Source organism: Streptomyces kurssanovii, assembly GCF_040677245.1.
Taxonomy (GTDB): Bacteria; Actinomycetota; Actinomycetes; order Streptomycetales; family Streptomycetaceae; genus Streptomyces; species Streptomyces kurssanovii.
On sequence record NZ_JBFAQK010000018.1, the window covers coordinates 1 to 14,357 of the forward strand.

At 71.3% G+C, this 14,357-nt stretch carries 10 protein-coding genes and 2 pseudogenes; 7 read left to right on the forward strand and 5 right to left on the reverse strand.

Annotated features, from left to right (window positions below; all coding sequences use genetic code 11):
* Positions 1–93: pseudogene (locus AB0K36_RS15345) on the forward strand (aldehyde dehydrogenase family protein); the annotation flags it as partial.
* Between the two features lie 2 nt (positions 94–95).
* Here the strand turns inward: AB0K36_RS15345 and AB0K36_RS15350 are convergent.
* Positions 96–3,041: pseudogene (locus tag AB0K36_RS15350) on the reverse strand (3-keto-alpha-glucoside-1,2-lyase-like domain-containing protein); the annotation flags it as partial.
* Between the two features lie 454 nt (positions 3,042–3,495).
* Here AB0K36_RS15350 and AB0K36_RS15355 point away from each other — a divergent pair.
* Together AB0K36_RS15355 and AB0K36_RS15360 are read left to right on the forward strand one after the other, a co-directional pair.
* Positions 3,496–4,932: a Gfo/Idh/MocA family protein gene (locus tag AB0K36_RS15355; protein WP_364593598.1), complete on the forward strand. Its 1,437-nt coding sequence runs from the start codon at positions 3,496–3,498 to the stop codon at positions 4,930–4,932.
* A 73-nt stretch (positions 4,933–5,005) separates the two neighbouring features.
* Complete coding sequence (locus tag AB0K36_RS15360; RefSeq protein WP_364593601.1) at positions 5,006–5,965, forward strand: beta-sandwich domain-containing protein; 960 nt, start codon at positions 5,006–5,008, stop codon at positions 5,963–5,965.
* 55 nt (positions 5,966–6,020) lie between these two features.
* Here AB0K36_RS15360 and AB0K36_RS15365 read toward each other — a convergent pair whose 3' ends face one another.
* Positions 6,021–6,818, reverse strand: a complete 798-nt coding sequence (locus tag AB0K36_RS15365) for a DeoR/GlpR family DNA-binding transcription regulator (RefSeq protein ID WP_364593604.1) — start codon at positions 6,816–6,818, stop codon at positions 6,021–6,023.
* A 243-nt stretch (positions 6,819–7,061) separates the two neighbouring features.
* Between AB0K36_RS15365 and AB0K36_RS15370 the strand changes: the two genes are divergently transcribed.
* Together AB0K36_RS15370 and AB0K36_RS15375 are read left to right on the forward strand one after the other, a co-directional pair.
* Complete coding sequence (locus AB0K36_RS15370) at positions 7,062–8,012, forward strand: SIS domain-containing protein (RefSeq protein WP_364593607.1); 951 nt, start codon at positions 7,062–7,064, stop codon at positions 8,010–8,012.
* Positions 8,013–8,059: 47 nt separating this feature from the next.
* Entirely contained in the window at positions 8,060–8,959 is a 900-nt protein-coding gene (locus AB0K36_RS15375) for a class II fructose-bisphosphate aldolase (RefSeq protein ID WP_364593610.1), read from the forward strand.
* Here AB0K36_RS15375 and AB0K36_RS15380 read toward each other — a convergent pair.
* On the reverse strand, positions 8,928–9,818 hold the full coding sequence (locus AB0K36_RS15380; protein WP_364593613.1) for an SDR family oxidoreductase: 891 nt from the start codon (positions 9,816–9,818) through the stop codon (positions 8,928–8,930). The two genes, AB0K36_RS15375 and AB0K36_RS15380, sit on opposite strands and share 32 nt — an antisense overlap.
* Before the next feature lie 777 nt (positions 9,819–10,595).
* On the opposite strand from AB0K36_RS15380, the gene AB0K36_RS15385 reads away from it, so the two are divergent.
* Positions 10,596–11,690, forward strand: a complete 1,095-nt coding sequence (locus AB0K36_RS15385; RefSeq protein ID WP_364593615.1) for a glutamate--cysteine ligase 2 — start codon at positions 10,596–10,598, stop codon at positions 11,688–11,690.
* A 227-nt stretch (positions 11,691–11,917) separates the two neighbouring features.
* On the opposite strand, the gene AB0K36_RS15390 is transcribed toward AB0K36_RS15385, so the two are convergent.
* Positions 11,918–12,769, reverse strand: coding sequence for a class I SAM-dependent methyltransferase (locus AB0K36_RS15390; protein ID WP_364593618.1), 852 nt, complete (start codon positions 12,767–12,769; stop codon positions 11,918–11,920).
* Positions 12,770–13,019: 250 nt separating this feature from the next.
* Complete coding sequence (locus tag AB0K36_RS15395) at positions 13,020–13,943, reverse strand: NADP-dependent oxidoreductase (RefSeq protein ID WP_364593621.1); 924 nt, start codon at positions 13,941–13,943, stop codon at positions 13,020–13,022.
* A 123-nt stretch (positions 13,944–14,066) separates the two neighbouring features.
* On the opposite strand from AB0K36_RS15395, the gene AB0K36_RS15400 reads away from it, so the two are divergent.
* A complete protein-coding gene (locus AB0K36_RS15400) occupies positions 14,067–14,336 on the forward strand; it encodes a hypothetical protein (RefSeq protein ID WP_364593624.1) in 270 nt (89 codons plus the stop codon).
* The last annotated feature ends 21 nt before the right edge of the window (positions 14,337–14,357 follow it).

Sequence of the window (14,357 nt, forward strand, 5' to 3'; positions counted from 1 at the left end):
GTCTCCGTCACGACGTACGACTCGGTCGACGAGGCGCTGAAGATCGCGAACGACACGCTGTACGGCCTGGGTGCCGGCGTGTGGACCCGGGACTGGTCCTGGAGGCGGATCGGGCCCGCCGTCGGCCCCTCCGGTGCTCCCGCGCCGGTCGGACCCGCCACGGCCACGTCGTCATGGACCGTCGTGCCGTTCCACACGACGGTCACGCGGGCGTCCTCCGTCTTCCTGCCGGCCTCGTCGAAACGTGCCGCGCGGAAAGTGATGTCGTACGTCTGCCAGGTGCCCGGCGGTTTCGCCGCGTTGACGTCCGCGGGCTTCCGCTGGTAGATCGCGGCCGCTCCGTCGATCTTCGGCGTCGTGTCGCCGTAGGAGTCGAGCACCTGGATCTCGTAGCGGTCCTGCAGATACACACCGCTGTTGGCCCGGTCCTGTCCCGTCACGTCCGGCGGGAGCACGGGCAGCCAGAACTCGGCGTGGAGTTCGAAGTCGCCGAACGCCTGCTTGGTGCGGATGTCGCCGCAGCAGACCTCCATCGCGCCGTCCGTCAGCGGCCACTGCGCGGTGCGGCCGTCGGTCTGCTGCCAGGCCGACCGGTCCGCCCCGTCGAACAGGACCACGCGGCTGCCGTGCGGATGGACCGTGATCATGTCGAGGTTGACGTGCCCGGTGTCGCCGCTGTCGTACCGGTAGGTGATGGTGTTGGCGCCGGCGCGCAGCGGCAGTTGTTCGGTCCGGGTGGACCATGTGTTCCACTCGCCGGTGCTGAGCAGCTTCGACTGTCCGAACCTGCTGCCGTTGACGTACACGCTCACGGTCTTGGTGCCGGTGAAGGGGTGCGGCCCGTTGGCGTAACGCAGACCGACGTCGTAGGTGCCGGCCTCGTCGACGTCCACGTCGAAGGTGGTCGAGGCGCCCTCGGTGCCGTATCCGTCGACGAAGCCGCTGCCGGAGTGACCGGCATGCTCCGTGTCCGTGCCGGCGCCGCCCGCGAGCCGTGCCTCCTCGGCCTCGTAGAGCGTGACCTTCGGCTGACTTCCGGGCATGGCATTCAGTGTGTACCAGGCCTCCGTGCTCCACAGCGCTTCGCCGCTCGCGGAGCTGAACGGGCGGGGCGAGCGCACATGGACCACCCGGTCGGGCTTGAGACCGGGGATGACCAGGGTGACCTTCTTGCGGTCGGCGGACAGTGCGGCGGACTCCACGGTCAGCTTCTCCTCGTCCACCTTCGGGCCGCCGTACGAGGGTGTGGGGACGTATCGCCACTGCTCGACCTGGTAGCGGGCGGCCAGCGTGTCGGCCGTGGCCTGGGACAGCGGCTCGGTGTACTCCAGCTCGAAGCCGTCGGGCCTGGCGCGCATCGCCAGGATGTCGAAGGCGTCCTTCCCGTTCGGTGTCAGCTTCTGCAGGCCGTGGGTGAGCTTGCCCTCCTGGCCCCAGTTGCCGCCCGCGCCCAGACCGCCGGCGTAGATGGCGCCGTCCGGGCCCTGGCTGATCCGGTTGACGCCTGCCTCGAGTCCCTGGGTGTGCCGGAACACGGCGCCCTGGTCCTGGCCCTTCACCTTCTCCAGGAAGGCGCGCTGGAGACCGCCGTAGGTGACGTCGCCGAACAGCAGCTGCCCCGCGTAGGGGCCCTTCGTGAGGTGGAGCGGTGTGCTGGGCGAGTTGGCGATCTCGTTCTGCGGCAGCCACAGCACGGGCTTGCTGACGGGGTTGGCGTCGAAGGGGCCGTCCGGGTTCGTGAAGTGGTTGAAGAAGCGGTCCTGCTTGATCCGTACCAGTTTGGAGGCCGGCAGCCAGCCGCCCTGGTTGTCCGTCACGAAGATGTCGCCGCCGGGGCCCCAGCCGATGCCGTTCGGGGTGCGCAGACCGCCCGCGACGTAGGACACCTCGCCCGTCTTCGCGTTCACCTTGACCGTGGTGCCGCGGTTGCGTGCGGGCTGCGGATCGGTCGTCGCGCCGCCGTAGTTGATGGCCACCGACAGGTTGAGGTAGAAGAACCCGTTGCGGTGGAGCAGGCCGAAGGCGAACTCGTGGAAGTTCCCGCCGAAGGGCCAGCTCGCCACGGTGCGCCGTTCGTCGACGACATCGTCACCGTCGACGTCGCTGAGCTCGGTCAGTTCGTGCTTCTGCGACACGTAGATCTTGCCGTCGACGGCCTTGATGCCCATCGGTTCCTTGAGGCCGCTCGCGACCTTCTTGACGGTCACCTTGTCCGGTCCGGTGTCATGGGTGACGTTGCCGAGGAGGTAGACCTCGCCCGCCGTGTTGTCGGTGCCTCCCCATGTGGTGACGGCGAGCCGGCCGTCGGGCAGCCAGTCCATGCCGGTGATCTGCGGCTCGAAGCCGGCCGGCCGCAGGTCGGTCAGGTCGTAGCCGGGGTGGACATCGGTCAGCGGCAGGCCGTCGCCGGGGGAGTCGGTGCCGCTCTCGCACTCCTTGCGGCCCGGTGCGGTCACGCGTACGACGCCGGCGTCGGTGCTCAGGACCGAGTTCGGCACGACGGAGAAGCCGGAAGCGCCTGGGGGCCGCCAGGCGAGCGTGATCTGCTGGCCGCCGGTGCGGTCGAAGTGGTCGATCCGCAGCGCGTGGTGACCTGCGGTCAGTTCGACCGTGCCGTCCTTCGGTTCGGCGCCGTGCAGGCCGTCGTGGTCGATGACCGGCCTGTCGTCGATCAGCAGCCGTGAGCCGTCGTCGCTGGTCAGCCGGAAGGTGTAGGAGCCGTCCTGGGGAACGTCGATGTTGCCGATCACCTGGGACACGAAGTGGTCGCCGGCGCCGAAGTCGTCGGTGGAGCTCCAGTCGATCGTAGGCATCAACTTGTCGACGTTCGGCGTCTGTCCCGGCTTGATGGAGCAGATCTTGCTCATGGGCAGCTGTATGTCGAAGACGCGCAGCGTGACGCCGGGTTCCTGCGGTGGCAGGTCCTCTGCGGCGCCGGCCGCTGCGAAGGCCGGCGGCGATATGAGGCAGCCGGCCAGGAACGAGGCGGCGACCAGGCCGGTCACCCGTCTGCGAAGTCGTTGGTGCATCCGTGGATTCATGCATCCTCCCGGGCTCCCTGGCGGCGGGAGCACGTAACGGTGGTGAACGTGGACCACAACGCGGGGCGCGATCGGCCGGTGCCGATCCGGAGGTTCGGATGAACTCAGTGCAGTGGACGCGGTGCAGATGGACGCGGTGCAGAGAGCGGTGCAGAGAGCCGAGAGCTCACAGGAGTGCGCCGCAAACCCTAGGAGCCTTTTGCTGACGCTGTCCATACTTCGTCATCACTGAGAACAAACTTCGCCGCCATGCAGGTGAAGTGACGGCGCGTCGGCTCGATGTAGGGATCTGAGCGACGAAATTGACGAGTTGTCACTTCTTGCGCCGAGGCCGGTTCGATGCTTGTTCTTGTTCGTAACGGCGCGCTTACGAACATCCATTGACACCCATGCGTCAATCCCGCCAGAGTCTTCCCCGCCAGTGATGCCGATCGCGGACCGAGGAGCGTTCCATATGCCCGAAATTCCCGCAGTCTCACGCCGCTTGCTCCTAGGAGGAGCCCTCGCCACCGGCGCACTCGCGGCCGGTGTCGGCTCCGCACAGGCCGCTCCCGTCACAGAGGCCGCCACCGCCGTCGACCCCGCGCCGCGGCGCAGGCCGGGCCAGAAGTCGATGATCGAGGTCGCCTTCGAGCCTCATCGGACCGTCCGCGTGGGAGTCATCGGACTCGGCAACCGGGGGCACGGGATGAGCGAGGGCTGGTCCGTCGTCCCCGGCTGCGCCGTCACCGCCGTCTGCGACATCCGTGCCGAGCGCGCCAAGCGGACCGCCGACCGGCTGGTCGCCACGGGCAAGCCGCGCCCCGCCGAGTACGGCGGCTCTGACGAGTCGTACGCCCGGATGCTGGAGCGCGACGACATCGACCTCGTCTACATCGCCACGCCCTGGGAGTTCCACTACCAGCAGGGCAGGGCCGCGCTGCTGGCCGGCAAGCACGTCATCGTCGAACTGCCCATCGCCACCGGACTGGACGAGCTCTGGGACCTCGTCGACACCTCCGAGCGGACCCGCAGGCATCTGATCCTCTCGGAGAACTGCAGCTACGGCCGCAACGAGCTGGCCATGCTGAAGATGGCGCACGAGGGGCTCTTCGGCGACGTCACCAACGGGCACGGCGGCTACCTGCACGACCTGCGGGCCCTGCTGTTCTCCGACACCTACTACACCGACGCCTGGCGCCGCCTCTGGCACACCCGCAGCACCGCCTCCTTCTACGCGATGCACGGTCTGGCACCGGTGGCCGCGGCCATGGACATCAACCGCGGGGACCGTATGACGGTGCTGCGCGCCACCGCCACCGAACCCAAGGGACTCGCCGACTACCGGGAGCGCTTCATGCCGCGCTCGCACCCGTCGTGGCAGGAGACCTACATCAACGGCGACCTGGTCACCTGCCTGATCGACACGGCCAAGGGCCGGGTCATCAGGGCCGAGCACGACGTCAGCTCACCCCGGCCGTACAGCCGCATCAACTCCCTCGCCGGCAGCCGGGGCATCTTCGAGGACTACGCGGGCACCTCGACGACCGGCGGACGCATCTACGTCGAGCCCGACCACAGCGGGCACTCCTGGCGCGACTTCGACACCTACCGCAAGGAGTTCGACCACTGGCTCTGGAAGAAGATCGGCGACGACGCCGCGAACAACGGCGGCCACGGCGGCATGGACTACGTCCTGCAGTGGCGCACCGTCCAGCTGATGCGGGCGGGACTGGTCCCCGACATCGACGTCTACGACTCCGCCGCCTGGTGCGCGCCGGTGCCGCTCAGCGTCAAGTCCCTGGCCGCCGGCGGCCGTCCGGTCGAGGTTCCCGACTTCACCCGGGGTTCCTGGGTGAATCTCCGCACAGGTCTGGACTCCCGAACCTCCGAGATGCCCCCCGTCGCCTGAGCTCACCGCTCGGGCGGACCGACAGAAGGAGCAGACAGTGAGATCAGCCGGACGGATATCTTCTCTCAGAGCCATGGCGGTGGCGGCGGCACTGCTCGTTCCCGCGCCCGCCGCGGCCGCCGCCGAACCGGAGCCCGCGCCGGCTCCCGCAGCGACCGAGGTGACGATAGCGCCCGTCGACCTCGCGGGCCCGGCCATCTCGACGGTGAAGGTGACCGTCAAGAACGCCGGACCCGACCGCATGCGGTCCCTGAAGGTGTCGTTCGCCGGGCCGGTGGGCTGGGCGGTCCAGCCGTCGGTCCGCAGCGTGGACGGCACCTTCGCCGCCGGAGCCACGGCCGCCGCCGAGTTCCGCATCCAGGTGCCGGAGCCGCGGCCCGGATTCACCGTGCGGACCTTCACCGCCACGGCGACCTACAAGGGCGGCGACGGAGCCGGAACGGCGACGGCGACCCGCTCCCAGCGCAGCGGCACACCGCTGGCGGACCTCGCGGACGCCTACAACAACGTCGGCGTCACCGACGAGAGCAACACCACGCCCGGCAATTACGACGGCGGCGGCAACAGCTTCTCCGCCCAGAAACTCGCCGACGTCGGCCTGACCCCGGGCGCCACGGTACGGGCGCTGGGCGCCGAACTGACCTGGCCGGAGGCGGCCGCGGGGACCAAGGGCAACGTCTCGAGCGCCGGTCAGGCCGTCACCCTGAGCGGCCGGGGCAGCAAGCTGGTCTTCCTCGGCTCGGGTGTCGGCAGCGGCGCGACCGGAACGGCCACCGTCTACTACAAGGACGGCAGCACGGGCACCGGTTCGTTCGGCTTCCCCAACTGGTCGTTCGACCCGGCGAACGCCCACGGCGCGACGCTGGTCGCGTCCTCCGACGGCCGCAACCGGCAGAGCGGATACGGGAACGCGGGGATCGCCTATCGCATCTTCGCCCACTCGATCCCGCTCGACGCGGCCAAGGAGGTCGACTTCGTGGTCCTGCCCGGCAACGGGAACATCCACGTCTTCGACATGGCCGTCGCTCCCTGAGAACCCTGGCCGTGACCCCGGGCCCGCGCAACACGCGGGCCCGGGGACCCCGTGGTCAGACGGCGTGGACCTTGATGCCCGCCTCACTGAGCCGGGCCGCCATCTCGGAGGGGAGCGCGGAGTCGGTCACCAGCACATCGACGCGATCCAGGCCGCAGATCCTGGCGAAGGCGCGCCGGCCCATCTTGGACGAGTCGGTCACCACGACGACCCGGCGCGCCCGCTCCGCGAACAGCCTGCTGATGCTCGCCTCGTCCTCCTGATGCGTCATCAGCCCCAGCCGCGGATCCACTCCGTCGACCCCGAGGACGGCCACGTCCAGGACGACCTCGTTCAGCACGCCCACGGTCAGCGGGCCGACGAGCTCGTAGGTCTGCGGCCGGGCGACACCCCCGGTGACCACGATCTTGATCTGGGGGCGTACGGCCAGCTCACCCGCGATGTTGAGCGCGTTGGTGACGACGGTCAGCGAAGGCGCGGTCATGTCGGGGAGCTCCCGCCGCCCGCCGGCGGCGCGCAGCGCCAAGGCCCGCGCCACCTCGGTCGTGGTCGTGCCCCCGTTGAGGCCCACGACGTCACCCTCGCCGATCAGCTCGGCGACGGCCGCGGCGATGCGCTGCTTCTCGGAGGCGTGCCGGGAGGACTTGTAGCGCAGCGGAAGCTCGTAAGAGACGCCGTGCGCGACGGCGCCGCCCCGGGTACGCACGAGCATCTGCTGCTCGGCGAGCTCGTCGAGATCCCGTCTGATGGTGGCCGGCGACACCTCGAGAGCCGTCGCCGCCTCCTCGACCTCCAGCTTGCCCTCGGCGGCCAGCAATTCCAGCAATCTGCTCCACCGCTCGTGCTTGGACATGTGTCGGACTCCTCCGGGGCCTGGATCCTGCGCTCTCACACGCTAAGCGACGCGGAGCGGCCACTTGCCCGAGGGGAGCATGCTGCTGGATACTGCGCAAGGGTGTGCTTGTAATTGCTCGAAAAGCCCGCTCATCACGCAGAATCATGCAGGCTTCGCCGAATCGGTGCCACGAAGCATCACCGGAATCGCCCCCTGTCCCCGTACGACGTCCCGCCACCCCTCACGAAGGAGCTCGTCACCTTGTCAGCCCACGGTTCCTCCCGTACCTCGGCCGAGATCGCCTCGCAGCCCGACGTCTGGCGGCAGGCGGCCCGGTCGCTCCCGCGGCATGCCGCAGCCCTTCCACGCCGGGGCGAGCGCGTCGCGGTCATCGGCTGCGGAACCTCCTGGTTCATGGCCCAGTCCTACGCCGTGCTCCGCGAGAACGGCGGCCACGGCGAGACGGACGCTTTCGCGGCCTCCGAGTTCCCGCACGGCCGCCGCTACGACCGCGTCCTCGCCATCACCAGGTCGGGCACCACGACCGAGGTCCTGGACCTGCTGCGGCGGGTGAAGGGCGCCGTGCCCACCGGCGCGATCACCGCCGACCCCACGACGCCCGTCATGCAGGCGGCCGACGCGGTCGCGGTCCTGGACTTCGCCGACGAGGAGTCCGTCGTCCAGACCCGGTTCGCCACCGCCAACCTCGCACTGCTGCGCGCCCATCTGGAGGCGGAGGACGCCCTGCCCGAGGGTGTACGCGTCCTCGACCGGGCGATCGAGGACGCCGAGCGGGCCGTTGTCGAACCCCTCGACCCCGAGGTGTGCGCCGCCGAACAGTTCACCTTCCTCGGCACCGGCTGGACCTACGGCCTGGCGCTCGAGGCGGGGCTGAAGATGCGTGAGGCGGCAGGCGCCTGGACCGAGGCGTACCCGGCGATGGAGTACCGGCACGGGCCGATCAGCATCACCGGGCCGGGGCGCGTGGCATGGGCCTTCGGCCGGCTCCCGCACGGCCTCGCGGAGGATGTCGCGCGGGTCGGCGGCACGCTGGTCGCCGGTTCCACGGACAGCGGCCAGGACCTGGACCCGCTCGCCGACCTCGTGCGCGCCCAGCGCCTCGCGGTCGCGCTCGCCGAAGCGCGCGGCCACAACCCCGACCGGCCCCGCAACCTCACCCGGTCCGTCGTCCTCGAGAACAGCCATGCCTGAGGCCCGCGACCGCCGTTCCCGTCCGATCGCCACCGTGGAGGAAGTCCATGCCGCTCACGCCCACTGAGGACATCGTCCGCTCCGCGGTCCGAAGCGGCGTGGGCGTCGGAGCGTTCAACGTCGTGCAGCTCGAGCACGCGGAGGCCATCGTCGCCGGCGCGGAGGCCGCCGGCCGGCCCGTGATCCTCCAGATCAGTGAGAACACCGCCCGCTACCACGGGGCGCTGGAACCGATCGCGCTCGCGACCCTCGCCGTCGCCCGTGCCTCGAGCGCCCCTGTCGCCGTCCACCTCGACCACGCGGAATCGCCGGACCTGGTGCACCAGGCCGTCGAACTCGGGTTCACCTCCGTCATGTTCGACGCGTCGAAGCTGCCCTACGACGAGAACGTGGCGGCGACGGCGGAGATCACCGCCCACTGCCACGCCCGGAACGTCTGGGTGGAGGCGGAACTCGGCGAGGTCGGCGGCAAGGACGGCGCGCACGCACCCGGCGTTCGCACCGACCCCGCAGAGGCGCGGGAGTTCGTCGCCGCCACGGCCGTGGACGCCCTCGCGGTGGCCGTCGGCAGCTCGCACGCCATGCTCACCCGGGACGCGGTCCTCGACTTCGCTCTGATCACCCTGTTGCGGGACAGCGTGAGCGTCCCGCTGGTCCTGCACGGCTCCTCCGGCGTCGGCGACGAAGGACTCACCAAGGCCGTCGCGGCCGGCATGACGAAGGTCAACGTCTCCACCCACCTCAACAAGGCGTTCACCCGCGCCGCCCGCGCCTACCTCGACGCCCATCCGGAGACGGCCGACCCACGCAAGTACCTCGGCCCCGCCCGGGACGCCGTCGCCGCGGCCGTGGCCGGGCTGCTGGCCGTCCTGCACGGGGAGCGCCCGGGCGGGCACGCGGCTGCGGGAACCGCGGTCACGGCAGTGGGGTCCCGCCTGTCGCGTTGACGATCTCGGCCGTGATGTAACCGGCCTGCGGGGAGGCGAGGAAGACGTAGGCGGGAGCCATCTCCGCAGGCTGTGCGGGCCGGCCGAACAGCGACTTCTTGCCGAACTCGGCGGTGTCCGGCATCGTCGCGGGAATGAGCGGCGTCCAGACCGGCCCGGGCGCCACCGCGTTGACGCGGATCCCGTCGGACGCCACCATCTGCGCCAGCCCCTGGGTGAAGGTGACGATCGCGCCCTTCGTCATCGCGTAGTCGAGCAGGTGCGGGCTCGGCTTGTAGGCCTGCACGGACGTGGAGTTGATGACGCAGCCGCCGCGGGGCATGTGGGGCAGGGACATCTTCGACACCCAGAACATGCCGTAGAGATTGGTGCGCATGACGCGGTCGAACTGTTCCGTGGTGATCGCGCCGATGCCTTCCGGCTGCGACATCTGGTAGGCGGCGTTGTTCACCAGGATGTCGATGTGCCCGAACTCGGCCACGGCGCGGTCGACGAGCTGCCGGCACTGCTTCTCCTCGCGGATGTCGCACGGCACCGGCACCGCCTTGCGGCCCGCGTCCACGATCAGCTGCCGCGTGGCCTCCGCCTCTTCCGTCTCCTCCGGCAGATGGGTGAACAGCACATCGGCGCCCTCACGCGCGAAGGCCAGCGCCACCGCGCGGCCGATGCCCGAGTCGCCACCCGTCAGCACGGCCTTCAGATCGCGCAGCAGACCGCTCCCGCGATAGCTCTCCTCGCCATGGTCCGGCGGCGGGTCCATCGGACCCGTCCAGCCCGGGTGCTGCTGCTCCTGCTTCGGGAACTCCGGCTCAGGGTGCTTGGCCCCCGGATCCCTGGCCTCCTGGTTCTCCTCGGGCACGGCCGACTCCTCCCTTGCTGCGGATGAATGCCCCGGCGGGCTGTCCCGCCTACCCTCCGGTGCCGCAGGAATGCCCGCAAACGGGACGGCAGAGCCTTCCCGGTCCGTCCGGCGACCGTGTCAGCGACGACTCGCGCGCAGGCGGGCGTCCCGGTACGGAGGCCGGATCACCTCGTCATGGCCTTGCCAGGGGCCGGCCGGTGGGGGCGGGGGCTGTCCGCCGCGGAGACGGTCCGGGCGACGGCGGCGGACCAGGTGCCCGGCGGCTTCCGCGGGCCCGGCCGCGCCTCGCGTGCCGGCCGGCTGAGCGGGGGCCGGGCTGCGGCGCCTCCGCTTGTGGCGCCCGGGGCGGGAACAGGCTCTCCTCGTACCGGTCCAGCGCGAGCACCAGCCCGAGAAGCAGAGCGGGCAGCAGCAGCGCGACCACCATCGCCACGACGCCCGCGGGGCCGGCTGTCACGGCGCCGGCTCCGTGCCCGGGAGCGGACAGCCGGCCGGCAGGTCTCTCGCCCCCGCTCCCGTACGGCGGACCACGCACACGACGCGGTCCGGGAAGTGAATGCGCTGCGTGGGCTGCTCCGGCAGCCGTGCGATGTCTGCCATGACCATGCGCCTGCCCCGCCCGGCACGGCTTACGCGGCGGCCACGCCGTCCGAAGGCGCCGGCCGGCGTCCCGGAGTGCGGCTTTCATGGCGGAGGCGACGCGCCGGCGAGGCATCGAGCTCCCGTCAGCGGGCACACGACAGATCTCGACCTCGGCCGCGGAGAGTGGTGGGCATGCGCACGGTGGGCGTGGAGGAGGAGCTGCTCCTCGTGGATCCGGACTCGGGCGAGCCGTGTGCCCTGGCCGCGGCGGTGCTCGCTTCCGCCGAGCGGGAGAGCGGCGACAGCCGCGAGGTGTTCGAGGCGGAGCTCCAGCGGGAGCAGCTCGAGTTCGCCACGCTTCCGCAGGAGTCGATGGACGACCTCGCGGACGAGATCGACCGGCGGCGCGCCGAAGCCGCCCACCACGCCGAACGCCTCGGCGCGGCGGTCGCCGCGCTGGCAACGTCACCGCTGCCGGTCAGCCCGTCGCTGTGGGGCGGCGAGCGGTACGGCTGGATGGCCGAGGAGTTCGGCCTGACCACACAGGAACAGCTCACCTGCGGGTGCCACGTCCATGTGGCGGTCGAATCCGACGAGGAGGGCGTCGCCGTCCTCGACCGCATCCGCCCCTGGCTGCCGGTCCTCGTGGCGATCAGCGCCAACTCACCGTTCTGGCAGGGCAAGGACAGCGGCTACTCCAGCTACCGCAGCCGCGTCTGGGCCCGCTGGCCGTCGGCGGGTCCGGTGGAGCTGTTCGGGTCGGCCGACCGCTACCACGAGCAGGTCGAGGCGATGGTCGGCACAGGGGCCCTGCGCGATCAGGGAATGATCTACTTCGATGCCCGGCTCTCGCACCGGTATCCCACCGTGGAGATCCGGGTGGCGGACGTCTGCCTGGACCCGGGGACCACGGTGCTCGTCGCCTCGCTCGTCCGCGGGCTGGTGGAGACGGCGGCCCGCGAGTGGCGGGAGGGACTGCCGCCCGTGCCGCACGGTGTCGGCCTGCTGCGGCTCGCGGCGTGGCGCGCGAGTCGCTCCGGACTGGAGGGGCGGCTGATCCACCCGCTCACCATGCGCCCGGAACCGGCCGCCGACGTCGTACGGGTGCTGCTCGACCACGTCGGCGACGCCCTGAAGGACACCGGCGACGCCGACCGCGCCGCTGAAGCGGTGGCCGCGCTGCACGCGGACGGCAACGGCGCCCGTTTCCAGCGCGACCTGCTGCACCGGACGGGAAGCCTGCGGGACGTGGTCGCCGCCTGCGTGCGCAGAACCGCCGGTCACTGACGCCGCGGTCCGGACCCGTACGCTCCACCGGTGCCCGCCGCCCGAACGGCGGCCAAAGGCGGCACCGCCGCCGGCCATGGCCCGCGCCGGAGGTATCGCCGGACGCGCACCAAGGCCCGGACCCGCCGTGCGCAAGACGCATGGATCCCCGCTCCTGGGGCATACGCCCATCGGGCCCCGCCGCGCATCCCCCGTCGCGGCGGGGTCTCCCTCTGCGCGGCCGCGGGTCAGCCGCTCCGGCGGGCGGTCACCAGGAGGTACTCCCAGTCCATGGCGAAGCCTCCGGAGCCGGAGCCGTGCTCACGGGCCAGGTCGGCGAGCGCGCGGTCCAGTTCGGCGACCCGGTCCGGGGAGCCGGCGATGTTCCGGTAGACGGCGATGGTCGGCCCGTACACGGCCTTGAAGTAGTCGCGGAAGGCTTCCGGCCCGTCGAAGCGGTCCACCCTCACCGTCTGCCGACGCATCTCCGGACCGGTCACCTTGTCGCCGAGGAGCGTCCTGACGTGCTCCTCCTTCCCCCACAGCGGTGGGGGCTGCGCACCGGGCGGCGGCGGTGGGGCGTACGGCTTCATCGCGGCGAACATCTGCCCGATGAAACCCTCGGGCGTCCAGTTGATCATGCCGACGGTCCCGCCCGGTCGGCAGACCCGGAGCAGTTCACCGGCGGCAGCCTCGTGGTGCGGGGCGAACATGATTCCGACGCAGGACATGACGGTGTCGAACTCGCCGTCGCCGAAGGGGAGCGCCTCGGCGTCGGCCTCGCGCCATTCCAGTTCCACGTCGTGCTTCCGCGCCAGTCGGCGCCCGGCCTCCAGCAGTTCCGGCGTGAGGTCGCAGGCGACGACATCGGCGCCGGCCTGTGCCGCGGGGATCGCGGCATTGCCCGTCCCGGCCGCGATGTCCAGCACCTTGTCGCCGGACGCCACGCCGCACGCCTCCACCAGGGCCGTGCCCAGCTCGGGGATGAGCTCACCGGCGAGGGTGGGGTAGTCGCCCAGCGCCCACATCTTCCGGTGCTTCGCCTTGATCGCAGCGTCCGCCTGGACGTCGGCCCGGGCTGCTTCGGTCGCGTCGGTCATGACAGACCTCCTGAGGGAGTCGGGCCGGCGGCCGTCGGGAAGTGGCCTTTTCCGACCGTTTTCACCGGCTCTGACGAATTTCGGCCGATGGTTCCCACGATAGAGAGCAATGGGTGGGCTTCGCCTGGTTTCAGCGCTTACGGCCCCGGTCCACGCCCGGCGGAGCCCGGTCGGGATCGGCGGCTGTCCGTGCCGCCCCGGCGCGGCCGGGCGTGCCGGGGCGGCCCGTTCCGTCCCGCTCCCGCCGGACTCAGTCGACCTCGAGCACGATCTTTCCCCGGGTGCGGCCCTCCGCGCTCAGCCGGAACGCCTCGCCCGCCTCGGCCAGCGGCAGCGCGTGATCGACGTTCACGGTGAGGCTGCCGGAGTCCGCGAGCCGGCCGAGGTCGGTGAGATCAGTGGTGCTCGGACGCACCCAGACGTGGTGCCCGCCGCGCTGGGTGACCGAGGCGTCGACGACGGAGGCGACGCGGCTCCGGTCGGTGAGCAACTGCTGGGAGACCTCCACGGCGTCCTCGCCGACATAGTCGACCGCCGCGGTGATGCCGTCGGGCGCCAGCTCGCGTACGCGCTCGGCGAGGCCGTCTCCGTACACGACCGGCTCGGCGCCCAGCGAGCGGAGGAAGTCATGGTTGCGTTCGCTGGCGGTACCGATGACCCGGGCGCCCAGGGCCACCGCGATCTGCACCGCGAACGAGCCCACGCCGCCGGCGGCGGCGTGCACCAGGACCGTGTCGCCGCGCGTGACGCCGATGCGGGCCAGTGACTGGTGGGCGGTGAGCCCCGCGAGCGGCAGGCCCGCGGCCTGCCGCCAGTCGAGCGAGGAAGGCTTCTTCGCCAGCGTGCGGACCGGGGCGGCGACCAGCTCGGCGAACGTGCCGTGCTGCACCTCGTCCTTCCTGACGTAGCCGCAGACCTCGTCCCCCACGGAGAACTCGGTCGCGTCCAGGCCGACCGCCTCGACGACGCCGGACACGTCCCAGCCGGGGATCAGCGGGAAGTGGGCGTGCATGATCGGGTCGAGGTATCCGGCGACGACCTTCCAGTCGACGGGATTGACACCGGCGGCCTTCACACGGACCAGGACGGCGTCGGGTGCGATCTTGGGATCGGCGGTTTCGGTGAACTCCAGGACTTCAGGGCCGCCGTAGCGGTCGGCTGTGATCGCTCGCATGGTTCTTTCTACACCGCCGGGGTGCCGCCGCCCGGACCGTGCCGTCGCCTCGTGTCGGCGCCGCCCGGGCGGGTACCCGCGCAGCGTCCGGCACCGCTGGAGAGGTTCGACGAGGGAGGCGGAATGAGCGACGAATACCGGCCGGAGGGCTTCGAGGACAGTGACGCCCCGCTGCCGCGTGACATGCCCGACCAGCAGGCCGGCGCGGAGGAGGAAACGTCTCCCGGGGAGGAGTCGCCGGACCGGGCCGCCGGCCGGGGCCCCGAGGGCGAGCAGTCGCAGGAGACGGGGGAAGACGTGCCCGACATGGACGAGGCAGGCGCCCGCCCGCGCGGAGCCGGTGACGAGGGCGGGCCGTCGGGGACGCCGGCACCGGACGAATCAACGGGCTGACCCGCGACGCAGCCGGCCCAC